Genomic DNA, 18,383 nt, shown 5'->3' on the forward strand with positions numbered 1-18,383 from the left:
ACGGGCCGTGTAACGCCGGACCGGGACAGCCACAGGACGGTCGCGGTTGTACCGAGTACGACGGACACCAGTCCATTTCACACCACGCGTGCTACTGTCGGATAGCAGCCGATACGAAGCCGATCGAGAATTCGCCGCCGTCCATACCAGCGACGGCCGCAGTGAAGCGACCGATCGTCACGTCGTTCCGTCAACAGTATTAGCCGTCTCCCACCGGCAGGGCCGCGCGTCTGAACCAGAACTCCGCGACCGCTTCGACCAGTTCGGTGTACCCCTCGGCGTCCGTCGGCTTCTCGAGGGAGGCGTTCGCGCCAAGTCGGTAGCTCTCGCGGACCGCCTCCGAATCCCCCGGTCGGGCCAGCACGAGGACGGGACGCCGTCCCAGTACCGCCTCGTCGGCGAGTGCCTCGAGCAACTCGAGGCCGTCGGTTCGCGACAGGTCCCGGTCCAGCAAGACGAGATCGGGGCCGGCCGACGAGTCGGTCGCCGCGTCGGTGAGGATCCGAAGCGCCTCGGTCCCGTCGGACACGACCTGAACCGACGTTTCGACGGCGATCTCGTCGAACTCGGCTTCGATACGACTGCTCGTCTCGTCGTCCGCGACGAGGAGGACATCGACCGCGTCGTCACATCGACCTCTCATGCGTGGATCAGAACTGATCGGGCAGTCGGTGTCCTGCCCGGTGCAACAGTCGTCCCCATCTAGTCAGGCAGTTCCTTTAACAATACTTGCTAAGTGCTTTGGATCGGTCCCGATGACTTTCCGCGGATCCGACGGCTGCGACCCGCCGACCGACTGAAGCCGCTGGGCGACGATCGACCGCTATGCGCTGTATCGCCCACCGAGGGTTCGCCGCGGTCGCGCCCGAGAACACGATCGGCGCGGTCCGCGCTGCGGCAGACCGCGCTGACGCCGTCGAGTTCGACGTGCGCCGCTGTGGGACCGGGGAACTCGTCGTCGTTCACGACGAGACGATCGACCGAGTTACCGACGGGACCGGCACCGTCGCGGCGCTGTCGCTTGCGGCCCTCGCCGACCGGTCCGTCCACGGGACCGGCGAGGGGATCCCGACGCTCGCCGCCATGCTCGCGGTCGTCCCGCCGACAGTCGAAGTCCACATCGAACTGAAAGAGCGCGGCCTCGCCGCCGACGTTCTCGCGATCCTCGACCGAGCCGACCTCCCCAACCGGGTCGTCGTCACTTCCTTTCTGGCCGGCGAACTGCGGACGATCCGCGAGCGTGATTCGAACCAACCGATCGGCCTGCTGGCCAGCCACCGCCTCGAGACGCCGGTGACGACGGCGATCGAACTCGACTGTGCCGTCCTCGGCGCAAACCGCGTTCGGTGCCTGGCAACCGGGATCGTCTCACGGGCGACGGCGGTCGATCTCGAGGTCCATGCCTGGACGGTCGAGCGGGCAGCGACGGCGCGGCTGCTCGAGCGGCGGGGCGTCGACTACGTCTCGGCCGATCGGCCGCTCGATGTGTAGCTGGCGGGGACCGACCGCCGACCGTCTCGGCTACGCCTCGGTCGTCGTCACCGAGACGGTCCGCGTTCGCGGCCCGTCGCACTCGACGAGCAACACCGACTGCCAGGTCCCCAGCGCCGGCTCGCCGTCCGCGACCGGGACCGTTACGTCGGGGCCCAGTAGTGTGGCCCGCAGATGAGAGTCCGCATTGCCGTCCAGTTCGTCGTGTGCGTGCCCCGAATCGGGTACGAGGTCCCGTAGGAACGACTCGAGGTCGCCCCGGAGCCGTGGCTCGTTCTCCTGGACGACGAGCGCGGCCGTCGTGTGTTCGACGAAGGCCGTACAGGTACCCGACTCGCAGTCGTCCGGAACCGCCGCGGCGATCGACTCGGTCACGTCGACGGTCGTCAGTCGCTCGTCCGTCTCGACGGTGAACGTCATGGGCTGGCCTACGGCGGCGAGAAAGGGCTCGGTTTCGGTTCCGGCACGGACTACGACAACCGACCAGCGGCCCACGACGCGCGGTCGCGGACGTTCGGTGCCGGGTCCCGATTCGCGAGGTCGGCGAGTCGCGGTTCGGCAGCTTCGACGCCGCCGTGTCCGAGCGCGACGCAGGCGTTCGCCCGAACGTGTGCGTGGTCGTCGGCGAGCAACGAGAGCAACTGGCGGCGGACCGGGTCGACCGCGGTTTCGGTGCCGGCGGCGATGCGGGCGATCGTCACCGCGGCTGCGGCCCGGGTATCGGGATCGTCACAGGAGAGCGCAGTCCCCAACTCCGCAGTGACCGATTCGACCGCCGCTGGGTCGTGGTGGGCCACGTCGCCGAGACAGCCGATCGCCTCGTGTCGGACGGCCGGGTTTTCGTGATCGACGAGCGCCGCGGCGTGGGAAACGAACGCGAGCGAGCCGAGATCCCCCTCCGACCGCGCTAGTCGCCCGAGCGCGCGCAGTGCGGGCCGCCCGTTCTCTGCCGGAGCAGCCGACAGCGCCGCTTTCAACACGGATACCGCCGGCTCGAGTGCCGTCGGATCGACCCGAGAAACGTGCGCCAGCGCGTCGAGGCCGTCCGTATCGTAGCCCGACCGCTGCTCGAGGACGTCGGCGATCGCCACGGTATGATCGACGACGACGTCGGGTCGCTCGGCAGCGACGGCCGCGAGACACCGAAGCAACTCGCCGGTCATCGGCCGATCGGGGTCGTCGCGGGCGACGGCGACGATCGACCCGGTCGACGGCGCGACGTCGGTCGGTGCCTCGGCCGCCAGATCGGCGAGACAGGCGGCGACCGTCTCCCGGAAGTCGATCTCGGGCCGCTCGAGCAGCGACCGGAGTTTCGGGACTGTCGGGGCACAGCCGGCCGCCCCGTCCCGCTCGTCGATCGCGGTCCGAATCCGGTTTACCGCCGCTCGTTGTTCGCTCGGCTCCCCATCGAGTCGCGTCAGGACTGCTGGCAGGTCGATCCCGGTGGCTCCCCGGCCCCGGGGCTCGACGGCCTCGCCCCCATCCCCATCCATCGTGTCTCGCCAATCGAACAAAACCAGCAAAAGCCTTCTGGCCAACGCGATCGCCCGGTCGCCGGGCGGGACCTCTCTCAGGGGCCGGTGCCGGCTCGAGCGCGGCCGTTCGACGCCGTCCGACGGCGGACCGGCTCAGGCCAGCCACTCGTCGGGCTTCGTGTCGTAGTCCACGTCGTCGGCCGCGAGGTGTTCGACCTCTTCCCAAGGGACGTCCTCGGTCGTCATCGTCTGGCCGTCGTATCGGATCAGTTTGCCCTGCTCTTCGGCGTCGGGCTCGCGGTTGCGCCGCTTTGCGACCTCGATGTCGTGTTCGTCGACTTCCTTGACGATCGTCAGCAGGTTCACCGGGCGGCCCCACAGCTCGAAGATCCGCTTCAGCGTCTCCTTGGCCTGCCCGAGATCGAGCATGACGCCGTTGTACTGGTGACCAAGCAACAGTTCGTTGGCGTTGTTGTAGTTGCCGTCGTAGACGGCGATGGTCGGCTTCCCGAAGTTGGTAAACTGCAAGAGCAGTTTCTTCTTGACGTCTTCGGCGGCGTCGCTGGCGACGTGGAACTGGCCGGTCGCTTGCGAGTGTTCGTAGGTGAAGTAGTTGTTCTCCGTAATGAACTCCTGAGTCAGGAACTCGTCGAGGAAGGTCACGTCGTTGTGGCTCTCCCGGACGTCGAACAGCCGGTCCCAGCCGGCCGTGTAATCGACGTTCTCGAGTGCTTCGTCGACCGACTCGTACCGTGCGTCGTCGAAGAGGTAGCGGCCGATCCGCTCGAGGTCGTTCTGGCTGACTCGCTTGAGGAAGCCCCGATGCTGGCGCTTGACCAGCGAGTAGTGCCGGCGGGCAAGCCCCTCGTAGGTCAGGGCTTTCCAGGGGTACTTCTCGACGTCTATCTCGCCCTCGCGGGCCCGCTCGAGCGCCTCGTGATCGACCCACTCGTCGGGCACGTCATCGAGTTGCTCGAGCGTATCCGGGGTAATATTCTCGATCGCTTCCGGTGGCCCGAGCGTCTCGAGGACATCGTCGAAGTCGACGACGTCGGTGAGGTTGCGCCAGGAGACGCCCTCGACGCGCAGCAGGGCCTCGAGGACCTCCCGCCGGTTGGTGGTGTTCTCGACGTACTCCCAGAGTTCCATCCCGAGGCTGTAGGGGTTGAGCCCGCCCGAGGCCAGGACTTTCGCCATGTGGTCGGCGTAGTTGAGGAACTCGTCGTCACCGGCGAAGGCCTCGTCGGTCATCATCGTCGATTCCCAGTAGGAGTTGTGGTTGATAACTCCAGCACCCGCGTATCGGTGCGTTTCTTCGACCGAAATATCGTACACAGTCCCGGTCGACTCCTCTATCGAGACAACTTCATCACTCCATTCTTCTTCCTCAAACCACGCGAGATCGTCGAGATACGCGCGAAGCGCATCGGCCTTCTCTGAGTACCCGAACCCGATTTCGTCGGCGAACGTGCGGGCCGATTTGCCAGTGAGATGGATGTGGTAGCACCCGTCCGTCTGTTCCCGGCGTCGACCGAGGATATCGAAGTTCGTCAGGAGCAACAGGACTGTTTCGCTCAGTTCCTCGCTCGACGTGGTCAGGATCGCACCCTGATCGCCCGCGTAGCCATCCGCGTCGAACAGCCCGCGGATGAACTCGGCGACGACGCTTCGTGGGGAGCGACGGATCGGTTCCGGAACCGACTTTCTGTCCGCTGCCTTGCCGTCCGGAAGGCCGATCTCTTCTTGCAGTAAATCGACCATATTACGGGAATACGCGTATACTCGCCATCGGTTCCCTTGCTGCTCGACAGTTGGATCGATCCCGAAGAGTTCGTCGACGAGCCCGGCGAACTCCTCGGCGTGGCGTTTTTCCCCGTTGGTAAACCCGACGTGCCCGGCAGCCGAAGAGATGTGGCCGTCACCCACGAGCAATCCCAAGAACCGACCGAACTGCTCGTCGATCGTGTCGGGAACGGCGATCGGGTCTCGCTGGGCCAGCCCTCGATCTCCCCCCTGGTACTCCCCCAAGGCGTTCTCTACGGCTTCGGCCTTTCGTGCCCGGCCGACTCGTCGGTACCGCATGACCGTCCAGACCGAAACACCAGCTTCCTCGGCGACATCGTTCAGCGTGACGTTTTCGGGCGGCTGCCACTCGAGATCAACGTACGTCGATGGCCACGTTTCGTTCCCGCCCGAGACTTCGATTTCGTCGCCGACCGACAGATCGTCAAGGCGCGACCACGAGCCGTCCGGAAGCCGAATCCGGTGATTGTTCGACCCGGTCAGTTCGAAGCCGCGACGGGTCTCGATCGTCACGGTGTCGTGATCGTGAATGACGTTCGAATCGTAGACCGCTCGGGGCGTTTCTCCGTCGGAGACGGTCATGTGGTTATCGACCACTTCACGCATCGGGACAAGTCCGTCGGCAGTGAATATTGGCGTGTCCGGATCGACACAGGCCCACCCCTCGTTCATCACCTTCGTCATCTTCTGGGCGGCGAAGTAGTAGGCCTCCGCGCGCATCATATCGAGGATGTCGCGTTGCCACTCTTCCATCTCGACGCCGCGGCCGGCCGCCTCGTCGTACTGCTTGCCGTGTTCGCGGACGAACGCCAGCAGGTCCTTCTGTGGCTCCTCCGGGAAGCTCCCGGTGATCTCCTCGCCCTCGAGTTTCTCGACCCACTCCGCGTCGAAGACCTCGCCTTTGATCTCGTCGGAGAGGTCGAGTTCGTCCAACTTCTCGGCGAGATCCTCGTCGATCTCGCCCGCGGGACCGTCGACGTCGAGCCGACGGGTGAAGACCTGATGCTGGTCGATGTTGTCCTCGAGGCTCAGACAGTGGTCGATCCACTTCTCGACCTCGGCGCGGTCGATGTCGGGATCGGACATGTACTCGTCGATGGCTCTGGCGTGGCGCTCGAGCATGGCGGCGGCGTTGACCTGATCCTCGTCGGCCTGGCCGCCCGTGAACATGCCGAACCAGTCGTTGTTCGCGAAGAAGTCCGAGTGGGCCTCGACGTGCGTGATGACCGCCTTCTGGTCGGCCACCGTGTTCGACTCCTGCAGGAAGGCGTGGGCGGGGTTGTCGTTGTTGACGATCTCGAAGGCCTTCCCGCCGCCGTACTGGCCCTGTTTCTGTTGCTTGTCGTACTGCATGCCCCACCGCCAGTGGGGATACCGAGACTGGAACCCGCCGTAGGCGATGAGTTCGTTCATCTCGTCGTAGTCGATGATCCAGTACTTAACCGGGTAGGGCTCGAGGCCGAGCGTCTCGGCCAGATTGCGGGCCTCTTCGACCGGCTCCTCGAGTTCGCCCGCGATCGCCTGTTTGCGGAAGCGGTCCGCGTTGGAGTTGCGTTTACTCATCTGATTCGCCCTCCGTCGAGAGGATGTCGTAGATCGCGTCGGTCACGTCCGACTGGTCGTTGACGTAGGCCACCGCCACGTCGTCGGCGTCGGTCCCGAAGTGGCGCTCGAGTTCCTCGGCGTGGGTGGCGTTGATCGCGTTGCCGCTGGGCTGGGTCTCCACGTAAGCGTGGAGGTTCGCCGGGATCTCCTCCATCAGCGGGATCACGCGTTCTTCGGTGTCGTTCGAGGAGTTTTCCGAGTCTCCGGCCGCGAAGACGTAACGGTTCCAGTCACTCCAGGGATACTCCTCTAAGAGCTGCTGGGCGAGTTCGTACGCGCTCGAGATCTTCGTCCCACCGCCGCTGCGGATGCCGAAGAATTCGTCGCGCTCGACCGCCCAGGCGTCGGCGTCGTGGGCGATGTAGACGAACTCGGCGTTGTCGTACTTGCCCTGCAGGTACCAGTCCAGCGGGGTGAAGGTCCGCTCGACGAGTTCGCGTTTCTTCTCGCGCATCGAGCCGGAGACGTCGCGGATGTTGACGACCACGACGTTCTTCTCCTTTTCCTCGATGATCTCGGGGTGGCGGTAGCGCTCGTCCTCGCGGCGGAAGGGGACGTGTTGGATCCCCTCGCGGCGGATCTTTTGCTGGACGCTCTCTCGCTCGACGTTTTCCTCGACCGCCTCGATGGAGTCCCATGTCCCGCGCTCCTCGTCCGGGATGTCCTTGTAGGCCTCTTCGATCCAGGCCATCGACACCGGGAGGTTCTCGCCGCGGGCCCACTCGAAGACCTCGCGGGGCGAAATCCCCTCGACCTTGCAGAGTTCCCGCAGGAACTCCTCGTCGAAGTCCATCGCGAGCTTGCGCTTGAGTCCCTCCTTGAACATCCGCTCGAAGTCGAGCGTGCTGTTGGGGCCGGTCCGGGTGAGGTCGGTAAACGGTCCCTCCTTTTCCTCGACGACTTTCTTGCCCTTCGGGTCGAGGTCGAGCCCGAGTTCCTCGTCGAGTTCCTCGGCGAACTCCTCGGGGTCCATCTCGTAGTACTCGTGGTCGCCGCCCTCCTCGCCGGGCTCGCCGTCTTCGCCGTCGTCGTCGCCCGGCTGGGGCTGTGGCTGGCCGACCGGCTGGCCCGCGTCCGGCGTGCCGTCCTCTCCTTGGCCGACCCCACCCTGATCGCGCTGATCGTACTCGAACTCCGGTAGCGAGACGATCTTGACCGGGATGTTGATCTCGCCGGGGCCGCTCCCCGCGAGGTCGCCGTACTGGATGAAGTCGGCGAGATCCTCGCGCCGTTCCTCGCCGACCTCACGGAACCGCTCGAGGTCGTCTCTCAGTCCCATCTGTAACTCACCTGGCCCATGACGTGTCTACTGGTTAGCTCGGCCGACGCCGCCGAGTAGCCGAAGAGGTCGACCATGGTCTCGATCGTCTCTTCCTTGACCGCCGCGGTCTGGGTGTCACTCGGCGGATCGCTCCACTGTCGCGGATCGAAGTCCTCGAAGGTCCGCTCGACGTCGTCCCAGTCGTGGCTCTCGAGGACGGTCTTGATCACCGGGATCGCGGTGAGATCGACGTCCTCGACCGAGAAGTCCTCGTCGCGGTGTTCCCACGCGTGGCGGTTCAACGACGTGATGACCTTCTCGCGGCGGAAGTTCCGGACGCTCTCGCGGGGCTGATTCCCGTCGTACTCGCTCTCGGAGAACCGGCCGAGGTGTTCGATCTCGAACAGCTTCATCTTCAGCGGATCGGGCTCGACCCGCTCACCGCGGTCGTTGTACAGCGGCTCTTCGGTCTCCCACGCGTAGACGTGTTCGACGTACTCGGCGACGGTCTCCTCGTCGACGCGCTTGTCGTACATGATTGCCTCGATAACGTCGCTCTCCTGCTGGTCGTAGACGTAGTTTTTCACGGGGACGACGCGGTTCTCGAACTCGGAACGCTCGCCCGTCGAGAACACCGGCGCGTCGACCAACCCCTCGACCATCGCGTTGAGAACGTCGCGGGGCATGACGACGTCCTCGACCGGGAGGTCGGCGTGGTGGCGGTCGCGGTCGGTCTGGAGCAGTTCCGCGAGCGTGTCCCGCGTGTACGTCACCGGGATGCCGTGATCGCCGTCGTTCCCGTCGTCGTCGAAGTCGAACTCCGCTTTCTCGCGGCGGCTGTCGCCCTCCTGCAGGTAGCCCTGATCGTAGATCAGTGCCTTGTCGACGAGATCGAGCCCGTTCGGGAGGGTTTCCTCGTCCAGTCGCGTGACGACGGCATACAGCGCGGCCGCCTCGATCGCGTGGGGCGCGAACTCCTGGACCCGCGTCTCGCCGTCGCGGTCCTTGATCGTCACTCCCACTGGCGCGCGGATCCGGTCGGCGAGTTCGTCGTAGCTCTCGGCCTCCCAGACCGCCGTCTCGTTGGTCAGTTCCCGCCGGATCAGCTCCGTCTCGAGGCTCAGGTTCGTCAGGTAGCCGAAACGGTGTTTGTCCAAGCGCCGTTTCAGCGCCTTCAGCGGGTCCATTCCGTTTCGATCGGAGTGCTGGTTGAGCTGGGCCTCGAGATCGGGGTTGGAGATGATCAGCATCTGGCTGTCGACGTCCATCCCGATCCCCTTGTCCAGTTTCACCGACTGCTCGTCGGGGACGTTCAGCAGCTTCTGGAGGAGATCGGCATGCTGGGCCGCGTCCTCGACGATAGTGAGGACGCCGTTGCCCTGCGACAGGACGCCGTCGTAGCTAAAGGCCTGCGGGTTCTTCCGGCCCCGCGAGTCCAGTTCCTGAAGCATCCCGTGCATCCACGAGCCGACGAGCCGTTCCTTGGGCCGGCCGTCGTCCTCGGAGTGGAGGACGCCGACGCCCTGTCCGACGTCGACGACGTAGTTTTTCACGCGAAGGTGGTCGTCGTCGGTGATCGCCGAGAACAGGTCGTCCTCGCCCCGTCGGCGATAGCGCTCCTCGAGGAAGTCGTAGGCCTCCCGCGAGAAGGGGTCCAGCGCCGCGTCGACCTGAATCGGGACGTGATCGTCGAGTTCGTCGTTCAACTCGGCGAGCAGGTCCTCGCGGACGGCGTCGGGGAACACCGACAGGGGATGGGCCTGGACCGGGCTCTCGTACCAGTTCTGTTCGTCGGCGGCGCTCGTGCCGCCGTCGTCGCCGTAGCTCAGTCCGCGCTCGCCGCCCTCGGCGGTCGAGATGTTCCACTCGACGGTGTACCGGCGGCCCTCGGGCGTCTTCGAGTACTCGCGCAGCCCGTTGACCAGACACCGCTTGAGTTCGGACTTGCCCGTCGCCGTCGGACCCTCGAACCAGATGATCTTCTCGTCTTTCGCCCGGCCCGCGGCGATCGAGCGCAGGTCGTCGACGAACCCGTTCAGCACCTCGGTGTTGCCCAAGATGGCGTGTTCGCCGTCGTTGTGCGGATCGTCGAAGAAGCGGTAGCGCTCCTTCTCCTCGCCCTCTTCGACGACCGTGCGGGTGCCGGCGGCCTCGATCGCCTCGAGCAAATATTTCGAGGCGTGGGAGGCGATCGACGGGTTCTCGAAGAGCCGATCGACGTACGCCGCGAGGCTCATCGGCTCCTCGTAGGTCTCCTCGAGGGCGCGGTCGGCCTCGGTGACGTAGTCGTGTCCGGTCATGTTAGTCTTCCATCTCGGTCTTGGCGACCTCCGCGCCGGCGAACTCGAGTACTTCCTTCGCGCCGCCCTCGGAGTAGCCCTGTTCGATCAGCGCGTCGATCCACGCGGAGCGTTCGTCGTCGTCGAAGTCGTTGGCCGACACCAGCGCGGAGAAGTTGATGTTGTGTTTCTTGTCCTCCCAGAGCTTGCGTTCCAGGGCGCGGCGTAGGCGTTCGTTGTCCTGCGGGTTGAACGCCTCGCCCTCGCGGGCGCGGCGGGAGACCCAGTTCGAGACTTCCTGTCGGAAGTCTTCTTTCCGATCTTCGGGAATATCGAGTTTCTCCTCGACCGAGCGCAGGAACGTCTCGTCGGGCTCTTGCTCGCGGCCCGTCAACTCGTCCTCGATGGTGTCGTCGTCGATGTAGGCCATCACGTGGTCCATGTACTTCTCGCCCTGGCGCTGGATCTCGTCAATGTCGTAGGCCAGGGCGTGGCGGACGTCCTCGATGGCGCGTTCCTTGTATTCCTCGCGGACCGTCTCGAGGTAACGGTAGTACTGCTCGAAGTTGTCCTCCGGGATGGAGCCGTGGTGTTCGAGGTTCTCCTCGAAGAAGTTAAAGACCGTTAGCGGCGAGAGGAACCCGCGCTGGCGGTGTTTGGAGTCCATGATCGCCTCGGCGATCTCGTCGCCGATAAAGCGCGGTGAGACCCCGACCATGCCCTCGCCGATCTCGGCTTTCGCCTCGGCTTCCTCGCGGAGCTTTTTCGTGTCGATGTCGTCGCCCTCGTCGATCTCGCCGTTGTAGGCTTTGGCCTTCGAGAGCAGCCCGACGGTCTCGGTGTCGGGCTCCTCGATGCGGGTCAAGACGCCGAACAGCCCCGCCATCTCTAAGGTGTGTGGCTCGACGTTGATGTCGGGGACGTCGGCGTTGTTGAGCATCTTCTCGTAGATGCTGGCCTCGTCCTCGTAGGAGAGGACGTAGGGGAAGTCGATCCGCTTGGTGCGGTCGTTGAAGGCCTCCATCTTCTCGTCGCCCTTCTTGTCCTTGTACTCGGGCATGTTCGTCCGGCCGACGATCACCTGGTCGATGTCGATCCGGGGGTTGTTCTTGGGCTTGATCGTCTGCTCCTGAGTCGCATGGAGGAAGTCGTAGAGGAACTCCCGCTGGAGTTTGAGCAGTTCCTCGCCGGAGAAGATCCCCCGGTTCGCGTTACAGAACGCGCCGGAGTAGTCGAACGCCCGCGGGTCGGACTCGCCGTAGATGGCGATCTTCGAGTAGTTGACGTCGCCGGTGAGTTCGGTCTCGTCCTGGTTCTTCTTGTCCTTGGGCTCGAAGGTCTCGAGGCCCTGTCGCTTGTTCTCGTCGGCGACGAACCGGACGATTTCGACGTGGTTCTCGAGGACCTGCTGGAGGTCGTCCTCGTAATAGGCCAGCAGCTTGTCCATGTAGAACTCGCTTTCCGGATCCAGCGCCTGCTCGTTCTGGATGGTGTAGGGCGCATCGAGGTTCTCGTTGAGGTCGTCGATGACCCGCTGGCGCTGCTCGAGGGGGAGGAGGACGAGCGGGTCCTGGTTCATCGGGGACCGGACGGTGTCGTCGGCCGGGTCCTGGTCCTGGATGACGTCACAGAGGTTCGTCCACCGGAAGGTGTACATCCGGCCGTCCTCGCGGAGCGTGTAGTCCTCGAAGTACTGCCGGACCTGTTTGTCGAAGTGGGACTTCCCGGAGCCGACCGGCCCCAGCAGGAGCTTGATCCGCCGTTCCGGCCCGAGCCGGCGAGCGCCCGATTTGACCTTGTTGACGAACTCGTGGATCGACTGGTGGATCACCTTCCCGTAGAAGGTGTTCTCGCCGTCACCGAGCGGGTCCTCGCTGGCGAGTTGATACTCGACCATCCCCTCGGTTTCGTCGTAGGTGGTGCCGTAGTAGTCGAACATGTCCGCGACGCGCTGGTGGGCGTTGCGGGCCACCTTCGGGTCCTCGTATACTTCCTCGAGGTACCAGTCGAAGGACTTGGTCTCCCGCAGGTCCGCGGGCATCGACTCTTTGTAATCGGTACTGAGCTGCTCGAGTGTCTCGATGTCACCGGTCATGGTATCGTTGAGTGGGTTCCCCCCGTTTGCGGTCGTCCGTGATCGCACGGAGTGAAAGCGGACGTCTTCGACCAGCCGAGGCGTCTCGCGGCCGAACCGTCGGAATCCGTCGCCTCGCTGTACCCGACGTGAGCGTCGAACTCGTCGGGCTCCTCGAGGGCACTCTCGGGGAGCGTGACCCGTTCGTGGGCGGCGTGGTAGCGTGTCATATGTCACCTTTCACCACTCTCCGTTGCGCAACACCGTGTGGGGAGTCGAGCAACGGTGCGCCGGGGACGGGCGCGGAGTGGATCGGTCCGGCGATCGGATACCGATAGTATTTAATGAGTGAGTAATCCAGCTACTTAACCTTAGCCCCAAAAGGTATTTGTCAGAAACTATTTCCACACGAATTCTGCTAGAAACATATATTGGGCCTAGGTATCACACCCCACATTCGGGCGACTACGGTATAAGTTGCCAGCCTGCACAGGCAGCGTGGGCTCGCGCGCGCCAGTTCGTGGTCGCGGCGAGTCACTGGACTACCCCCGTCCCTCTGGCCACCGTGACGAGGGGGATTTAGGCGCGGGGCATCTATCGGAGGCTATGTCGGACTCGACCGCTGACGACGGGGGTATCGACTCGCGGCTCCCCGAGGCCTGGCAGGTCTGGAGTCGGGGCGAGGACGGCCGGCTCGTCCTCGCGTACCGACCGGACGTCTTCGACGCCGCGGACTTTCCCGCTCCCTGTCTGCCGACGCTGTATCTCACCCACGGCAAGCGAACCCGACGGCCCGGCGTTCACCCCGGCGACACCGCCGACACCGCGGACTGGTTCGTCACGCTCTATCTCGAGCCCGATGTCTCGCTGAACGAGACGCTCCGATATCCGACCCGGGAGGCCGCCCTCGAGGAAACGATCGCACTCGCTCGGCGGTTCGACGACGGCGAGATCGACTACCGCGACCTGTATCAGGTTCCCCGCGAGGCGTACTTCGAGCGACTCGACGACCTCACCGGCGACGGCCGCGAGGACTGACTCCCGAAGCGGTGATCGACTGGACCGTCGCGGCCGCTGTGACGTGACCCTTAACCGCCAGTGGCGAGTATCCGTTCCCATGTCGACCGTTACGCTCGTCGGGTCCCGGCTGGCCGAACCGGGGACCGAGTTCATCTACGAGGGCGAAGCCGACGCCTGTGCCGGCTGTCCGTACCGGAGTCAGTGTCTCAATCTCTCGCCGGGCACGAAGTATCAGGTCACGTCGATCCGCGAGAACGCCCAAACCCTCGAGTGTGCCATGCACGACGGCGGGGTCCGGGCCGTCGAGGTCGAGCCGGTCTCCGTGCGCGCGAACATCACGTCGAAGGGTGCCTTCGCCGGCAGCAAGACCAGCCTCCCCGGCCCCTGCCCCTACGTTGAATGTCCGAGCCACGAGTACTGCGAGCCCGACGGCGTCGCCTTCGACGAGGAGTACCGCATCGCCGAGATCGTCGGCGAGCCGCCACACGAGGTCTGTCACCTCGATCGGTCGCTCGAGCTGGTCGAACTCGAGACCGACGAGTAATCACATCGAAAACCCCCGGCACTGTTCTCGCCGTCCGGAGCTACGCCTCGAGCGCGCTCTCCTCGAGCCAACTGCCCGCCCAGCACTCGATCTCGCCGAAAACCGGCTCGAGGGACTCGCCCTTGTCGGTGAGGCTGTAGAAGGTGGCGACGGGGGCGTCCTCCTCGATACGTCGTTCGACGAAGCCCATCTCGCCTAAGTCGTCGAGGACCCGCGAGAGGGTGCGGGCGTTCGCGCCCGTCGAGCGCTTGAGTTCGTTGAAGCGCTGTTCGCCGTCCAGTAGCTCGTGGAGGACCGCCAGTCGCCACTTGGAGCCGATCTGCTCGAGGGAGGCGATCACGGGACAGGCACTGTCGTCCTGTTCGCGGGGTTCGGGCCGTTGGGATGCCATTGAGTACCGCCGCCTACGTCGCGAACCGTTTTAGTAGTTCGCATACGAACCGGGTATCATCGTGTTAGTAGATTGTGCGCGGCGACCGGCAGCGCCGACGCCGACCCGACGGGTGAGACGGCGATGACCGACGGCGGAACGGCCGGAACGGACGGGGCCGACGCCCTCGAAATCGATGCCGCCGACCACGACGGCTCGCTCTATCGGATCCTCTCGAGCGCGGTCGTCCCCCGGCCGATCGCGTGGGTGAGTACCACGAGCGAGGACGGCGTCGACAACCTCGCGCCGTACAGTTTCTTCACCGTGGCATCGGTCGACCCACCGGTCCTGCTGTTCGCGCCGGTCGACGGGGCCGACGGGCTCAAGGACACGCCGCGAAACGCCCGCGACACCGGCGAGTTCGTCGTCAACCTCGTCACTGCGGACCTCGCCGAAGCGATGAACGAGACCAGCGCCACGCTGTCGGCCGACGAGAGCGAGTTCGACCACGCCGGTCTCGAGCGGGCCGCCTCAACCGCGGTCGCGCCGCCGCGCGTAGCGGACGCGACGGTCGCCTTCGAGTGTACGCTCCACGACCTCGTCGACGTCGGCGGGTCGACGCTCGTGCTGGGTGAAGTCGAACACGTCCACATCAAGGAGTCGGTGACGACTGACGGGAAGATCGACGTCGACGAGATCGACGCTCTCGGTCGACTCGCGGGGAGCCGGTACGCCCGAACCGGGGATCGGTTCTCGCTCGAGCGACCGCCGTAGCTCCCGACCATCTCCGTCGCGAACGCGGGTCGCGGCCGGCGCTACTCCGCCGGCAGGTCGCTCTCGAGCAGCGTCTCGAGGTTCTCCAGCGCCCGCAGATAGACGGGGACCGAACCCGCGGCGTGGACGGGGAGTTCGAACGCAATCCGGCACCGCCGTTCGCCGAGGTCGTCGACGCGGTGGCCGGCTGCGGGGATCCCGGTCACGCGCCAGGTCCAGCGCCGTTCCGTACACGACGTGATCCGGAACGGGATCCACGCGCCCGGCACGCGGATCCGTCCCCGCGTGTCGGGACGAAGCCGCCGGTCGGTCGCCTCGACGCCGTTGATCAGCGGCGACCACTCCGGCCAGCGGGTCGTGTCGACCAGGAGGTCCCAGGCCTCGGCCGCGGGAACCGAGAGGACGTGCGACACCTCGAGGCGGCGGCCGTCCGGGGTCGTCGCGGTCCGAACTCGAGTCATCAGTGGCCCTACGTCGTCCTCGACAATGGGGGTTTGGGCGGTTCGCCGATCTGGTCCCGAACCCGACTGTCGTCAGCCACTAGACTTTACTGGGGTGGCTCCCTCCGTCGGACTATCGAATGGCGATACTCGAAGTGGACGACCTCCGGAAGGAGTACGGCGGCTTCACCGCCGTCGAGGGCAGCTCCTTCGAGATCGAACGCGGCGAGGTCTTCGGCGTCGTCGGCCCCAACGGTGCGGGCAAGACGACGACGCTGAAGATGCTGGCCGGGCTGATCGAGCCCACCGCCGGGACCGCCGTCGTCGCCGGCCACACCCCGGGTGAGCGTGAGATGCAGCGCCGACTCGGCTTCCTCCCCGAGGAATCCCCGCTCTACGAGGAGATGACCGCGGTAAGCTACCTCGAGTTCTTCGCTGACCTCTACGACGTGCCCGCGGACGTGGCCACCGAGCGGATCCACGACTCGCTGGACCGCCTCGATCTCGAACACCGGGAGCGCCGGATCGGCAACATGTCCAAGGGGATGCAACGGAAGGTCGCGATCGCGCGGGCGCTGGTCAACGACCCCGACGTGTTGATCTTCGACGAACCGGCATCGGGGCTGGACCCGCTGACGACCAACTACATTATCGAGTTCACCCGCGAGCTGAGCGACGAGGGGAAGACGATCGTCTTCAGCGCGCACAACCTCTTTCACGTCGAGAGTATCTGCGACCGGCTCATCATCATGAACGACGGCCGGATCGTCGCCCGCGGCACGCTCGAGGCGATCCGCGAGGCCCACGGCGGCACCGAGTACCACGTCTACGCGACGACCGACGGCAGCGACGGGCCGGCAGCCGCCGACTCGCCGCTTGAGGTCACCGAGGAGAACGGGCAGTACCGCCACGTCGTCGCCGACATGGCCGCCGTCGAGGCCGTTCGAGAGGCCGTCGAGGCCGGCGGCGGCCGCGTGACCGACATCCAGACGAAGACCCCCAGCCTCGAGGAGATCTTCCTCGAGGTGGCCAGCGAACCGGAGGAGACGGAGGCGTGAGCGACGGCCGACTCAGTGCGCTCGCCGACCGACTCGGACGGTTCCGCGAGTCCATCGCGCGCACGAGCCGGATCGCCCGCTGGGAGGTCACCGCCAGCGCGGGGACCGTCGACCGGAAGACGGCGGTCGCGCTCGTGGTGTTGGTCCTCGCGGCCGGGACCGCCGGTTTCTCCGTCGCCGACGAGGGGCTCGGCCTCGAGCGCGAGATCTACGTCGTCGGGGTCGCCGAGGAGAGTCAGTACCACGACGTCGCGGTCGAAGCAGAGCAGTTTCGCCCGGTTCCACTGGAAGACGTAGTGGCCGAATCCGGTAGCGGGAACGCCGACACCATCGCGCTTCGGGATGACGCAAACATCGACGTCGTGGTGACCCGCGACGGGCGGATCGCCCACGATGGCCCGAACGGCGCGGCGGCCTACGACGAGTTCCGGAGCGCAGTGGAGACGTACAACGCGAACCTGATGGATCGGGAGTCGGACCAGGCGGCGGCCTACCCGGTCCTCGTCTCGCTCGAGTATCAGGACCGCGACCTCGGGGGGACGACCGCCGACGGGACGAGTGACGATGGGGACGGAACCGCGGACGAATCGAGCGACGGCGGAGACGGAACCGCCGACGGCGGGACCGGCAGCGACGGTGACGAACCCGCGACCGGTGGCGGCGGGGGCGGGGACGACGGCGGCGACGACCGCCTGCAGGTGCCGAACGTCGGCGGCGGCTCGGGGGCCTCGAGCGCGCCAGGCACGCCCGGCTCGATCGCGCCGCCGTTCCCCTTCGACTCGCTCGTGTTGGCCTTTCTGTTTGTCGTGCCGATGAACTTCGTGATTCAGGCCTACGGGAGTACGATCATGGACGAGCGGCTCAACCGCCGCGGCGAACTCCTGCTGGTGTCGCCGGCCTCGAGCCGCGAGATCGTCGCGGGGAAGACGCTCCCGTACCTGCTCGGACTCGTCGGGATCGTCATCGCGATCGCGGTCGGTATCGGCGGGAGCCCGCTCGCGGTCGCCGCCGCGGTACCGATCGCCCTGCTTTTCCTGGCAGCGTCATTCACCGGCGCGATGTTCGCCCGCTCGTTCAAGGAACTCACGTTCGTGACGGTCACGATCAGCGTCTTTCTGACGACGTACACGTTCATTCCGGCGATCTTCACTGACGTGAACCCGATCGCGCTGATCTCGCCGCTGACGCTGATCGTGATGGACTTACAGGACGAGTCGGTTCGGCTCGGCGAGTACCTGTTCTCGACGGGGCCGTCGACGGCTACGAGCTGGACGTCGCGGTCACCGGCGACGACACCGAGACCCTGCTGTCGGTCGCGAACGAACGCGACGGCGTCACTGCCCGGCAATTCGACGATCGCGGAGCGGCCTACGAGGCGTTCGATGCCGGCTCCGTCTCGACCGTCCTCGATGCCAACCGGACCGACGACGGTCGGCTCAGCGTCAGGGTGACGGCTCCGGAGGAGGGGATCCGGACGACCCTGCTCGTGGTCCAGCTGCGGGACACCCTCCAGCAGGTCGAACGCGTCGAGCGCCAGCGAAACGCCGACGCCGGGCGGCTCGAGCGCTCGCCGGTCCCCGTCCCGAGCGAGATCGAGGCCAGTCCGTACGTGGGCTTTACCTACACGATCCTCGTGCCGCTGCTTTGCTTCCTCCCGGTGTTCATCAGCGGCTCGATCGCCGTCGACTCGCTGATCGAAGAGCGCCAGCGGGGGACCCTCGAGCTGCTCCGGGTCGCGCCGCTGTCGCTCGCCGAGGTGGTCGACGCGAAGCTGCTGGCGATCGCGGCGCTGGCACCGGTCCAGGCGATCGCCTGGCTGGCGCTGCTCGCCGTCAACGGGACGGCGATCGCCGGCCCGGTCGCGCTCGTCGCACTGGTCGCCGCGCTGTCCCTGCTCGTGGTGACCGGCGGCGTCGCGGTCGCGCTGTGGGCCCCCGACAGGCGGCAGGCGCAGTTGCTCTACTCCATGGCCACCGTCGGCGCGCTGGTCGTCGCGACGGTCCTGCCGGAACACCCCGCAAACACCGTCGCGAAGTTCGCGATCGGCAACCCGACGACGACCACGTGGGGGCTGCTCGCCGGCTACTGCCTGCTCGCGATCGCCGCGTTCCTCGCGCTGCAACGCGGGATCGACCGCCTCGAGCCGGAGTCGCTCTGACGGGGATCGGTCGCCGGCGCCGTCCGGCGGA

At 65.9% G+C, this 18,383-nt stretch carries 13 protein-coding genes and 5 pseudogenes; 7 read left to right on the forward strand and 11 right to left on the reverse strand.

The window, feature by feature from the left end; genetic code table 11:
* Window positions 1–199: 199 nt before the first annotated feature.
* On the reverse strand, window positions 200–643 hold the full coding sequence (locus NATPE_RS12000; RefSeq protein ID WP_006181738.1) for a response regulator: 444 nt from the start codon (window positions 641–643) through the stop codon (window positions 200–202).
* A 182-nt stretch (window positions 644–825) separates the two neighbouring features.
* Between NATPE_RS12000 and NATPE_RS12005 the strand changes: the two genes are divergently transcribed.
* Window positions 826–1,491, forward strand: a complete 666-nt coding sequence (locus NATPE_RS12005) for a glycerophosphodiester phosphodiesterase (RefSeq protein WP_006181739.1) — start codon at window positions 826–828, stop codon at window positions 1,489–1,491.
* A gap of 30 nt (window positions 1,492–1,521) precedes the next feature.
* On the opposite strand, the gene NATPE_RS12010 is transcribed toward NATPE_RS12005, so the two are convergent.
* The 8 genes and pseudogenes from NATPE_RS12010 to NATPE_RS12035 form a co-directional block, all read right to left on the reverse strand.
* Window positions 1,522–1,911 (reverse strand): secondary thiamine-phosphate synthase enzyme YjbQ, encoded by a 390-nt coding sequence (locus tag NATPE_RS12010; RefSeq protein WP_015299081.1) that lies wholly within the window; start codon window positions 1,909–1,911, stop codon window positions 1,522–1,524.
* A gap of 50 nt (window positions 1,912–1,961) precedes the next feature.
* Window positions 1,962–2,984: a HEAT repeat domain-containing protein gene (locus NATPE_RS12015; RefSeq protein WP_006181741.1), complete on the reverse strand. Its 1,023-nt coding sequence runs from the start codon at window positions 2,982–2,984 to the stop codon at window positions 1,962–1,964.
* Between the two features lie 135 nt (window positions 2,985–3,119).
* A pseudogene (locus NATPE_RS23480) lies at window positions 3,120–4,373 on the reverse strand (SpoVR family protein); the annotation flags it as partial.
* A gap of 54 nt (window positions 4,374–4,427) precedes the next feature.
* Window positions 4,428–5,441 (reverse strand): annotated as a pseudogene (locus NATPE_RS23485) (LAGLIDADG family homing endonuclease); the annotation flags it as partial.
* Window positions 5,424–6,332, reverse strand: a pseudogene (locus NATPE_RS23490) (SpoVR family protein); the annotation flags it as partial. The pseudogenes NATPE_RS23490 and NATPE_RS23485, both read right to left, overlap by 18 nt.
* A complete protein-coding gene (locus tag NATPE_RS12025) occupies window positions 6,325–7,653 on the reverse strand; it encodes a YeaH/YhbH family protein (RefSeq protein ID WP_006648917.1) in 1,329 nt (442 codons plus the stop codon). The pseudogene NATPE_RS23490 and the gene NATPE_RS12025, both read right to left, overlap by 8 nt.
* Window positions 7,644–9,935, reverse strand: a complete 2,292-nt coding sequence (locus tag NATPE_RS12030; protein ID WP_006181745.1) for a PrkA family serine protein kinase — start codon at window positions 9,933–9,935, stop codon at window positions 7,644–7,646. The genes NATPE_RS12025 and NATPE_RS12030 overlap by 10 nt, the downstream gene beginning before the upstream one ends.
* A 1-nt stretch (window position 9,936) precedes the next feature.
* On the reverse strand, window positions 9,937–12,009 hold the full coding sequence (locus tag NATPE_RS12035) for a PrkA family serine protein kinase (RefSeq protein ID WP_006181746.1): 2,073 nt from the start codon (window positions 12,007–12,009) through the stop codon (window positions 9,937–9,939).
* A gap of 585 nt (window positions 12,010–12,594) precedes the next feature.
* On the opposite strand from NATPE_RS12035, the gene NATPE_RS12045 reads away from it, so the two are divergent.
* Together NATPE_RS12045 and NATPE_RS12050 are read left to right on the forward strand one after the other, a co-directional pair.
* Window positions 12,595–13,026, forward strand: coding sequence for a DUF5820 family protein (locus tag NATPE_RS12045; protein WP_006181748.1), 432 nt, complete (start codon window positions 12,595–12,597; stop codon window positions 13,024–13,026).
* Window positions 13,027–13,105: 79 nt separating this feature from the next.
* Complete coding sequence (locus NATPE_RS12050) at window positions 13,106–13,552, forward strand: UPF0179 family protein (RefSeq protein ID WP_006181749.1); 447 nt, start codon at window positions 13,106–13,108, stop codon at window positions 13,550–13,552.
* 40 nt (window positions 13,553–13,592) lie between these two features.
* Here NATPE_RS12050 and NATPE_RS12055 read toward each other — a convergent pair whose 3' ends face one another.
* Window positions 13,593–13,943, reverse strand: coding sequence for a winged helix-turn-helix transcriptional regulator (locus NATPE_RS12055; protein ID WP_006181750.1), 351 nt, complete (start codon window positions 13,941–13,943; stop codon window positions 13,593–13,595).
* A 123-nt stretch (window positions 13,944–14,066) separates the two neighbouring features.
* Here NATPE_RS12055 and NATPE_RS12060 point away from each other — a divergent pair, with 123 nt between their 5' ends.
* Entirely contained in the window at window positions 14,067–14,696 is a 630-nt protein-coding gene (locus NATPE_RS12060) for a flavin reductase family protein (RefSeq protein ID WP_015299082.1), read from the forward strand.
* A gap of 41 nt (window positions 14,697–14,737) precedes the next feature.
* On the opposite strand, the gene NATPE_RS12065 is transcribed toward NATPE_RS12060, so the two are convergent.
* On the reverse strand, window positions 14,738–15,157 hold the full coding sequence (locus NATPE_RS12065) for an SRPBCC family protein (protein ID WP_006181752.1): 420 nt from the start codon (window positions 15,155–15,157) through the stop codon (window positions 14,738–14,740).
* 119 nt (window positions 15,158–15,276) lie between these two features.
* Between NATPE_RS12065 and NATPE_RS12070 the strand changes: the two genes are divergently transcribed.
* The 3 genes and pseudogenes from NATPE_RS12070 to NATPE_RS12080 form a co-directional block, all read left to right on the forward strand.
* Window positions 15,277–16,194 carry an ABC transporter ATP-binding protein gene (locus NATPE_RS12070; RefSeq protein ID WP_006181753.1) on the forward strand — a complete coding sequence of 306 codons (918 nt, stop codon included), beginning with the start codon at window positions 15,277–15,279 and terminating at the stop codon, window positions 16,192–16,194.
* A pseudogene (locus tag NATPE_RS12075) lies at window positions 16,191–17,447 on the forward strand (ABC transporter permease); the annotation flags it as partial. The gene NATPE_RS12070 and the pseudogene NATPE_RS12075, both read left to right, overlap by 4 nt.
* 5 nt (window positions 17,448–17,452) lie before the next feature.
* Window positions 17,453–18,352, forward strand: a pseudogene (locus tag NATPE_RS12080) (ABC transporter permease); the annotation flags it as partial.
* Window positions 18,353–18,383 lie beyond the last annotated feature (31 nt).

Origin of the sequence: Natrinema pellirubrum DSM 15624, assembly GCF_000230735.2 — an archaeon.
Classification (GTDB): Archaea; Halobacteriota; Halobacteria; order Halobacteriales; family Natrialbaceae; genus Natrinema; species Natrinema pellirubrum.

Bases quoted from the DNA above. Each gene is read 5' to 3' on its own strand.
- NATPE_RS12025 (WP_006648917.1), bottom strand. From the start codon at position 7,653: ATGGGACTGAGAGACGACCTCGAGCGGTTCCGTGAGGTCGGCGAGGAA.
- NATPE_RS12065 (WP_006181752.1), bottom strand. From the start codon at position 15,157: ATGACTCGAGTTCGGACCGCGACGACCCCGGACGGCCGCCGCCTCGAG.
- NATPE_RS12060 (WP_015299082.1), top strand. From the start codon at position 14,067: ATGACCGACGGCGGAACGGCCGGAACGGACGGGGCCGACGCCCTCGAA.
- NATPE_RS12030 (WP_006181745.1), bottom strand. From the start codon at position 9,935: ATGACCGGACACGACTACGTCACCGAGGCCGACCGCGCCCTCGAGGAG.
- NATPE_RS12045 (WP_006181748.1), top strand. From the start codon at position 12,595: ATGTCGGACTCGACCGCTGACGACGGGGGTATCGACTCGCGGCTCCCC.
- NATPE_RS12035 (WP_006181746.1), bottom strand. From the start codon at position 12,009: ATGACCGGTGACATCGAGACACTCGAGCAGCTCAGTACCGATTACAAA.
- NATPE_RS12070 (WP_006181753.1), top strand. From the start codon at position 15,277: ATGGCGATACTCGAAGTGGACGACCTCCGGAAGGAGTACGGCGGCTTC.
- NATPE_RS12010 (WP_015299081.1), bottom strand. From the start codon at position 1,911: ATGACGTTCACCGTCGAGACGGACGAGCGACTGACGACCGTCGACGTG.
- NATPE_RS12055 (WP_006181750.1), bottom strand. From the start codon at position 13,943: ATGGCATCCCAACGGCCCGAACCCCGCGAACAGGACGACAGTGCCTGT.
- NATPE_RS12050 (WP_006181749.1), top strand. From the start codon at position 13,106: ATGTCGACCGTTACGCTCGTCGGGTCCCGGCTGGCCGAACCGGGGACC.
- NATPE_RS12005 (WP_006181739.1), top strand. From the start codon at position 826: ATGCGCTGTATCGCCCACCGAGGGTTCGCCGCGGTCGCGCCCGAGAAC.
- NATPE_RS12000 (WP_006181738.1), bottom strand. From the start codon at position 643: ATGAGAGGTCGATGTGACGACGCGGTCGATGTCCTCCTCGTCGCGGAC.
- NATPE_RS12015 (WP_006181741.1), bottom strand. From the start codon at position 2,984: ATGGATGGGGATGGGGGCGAGGCCGTCGAGCCCCGGGGCCGGGGAGCC.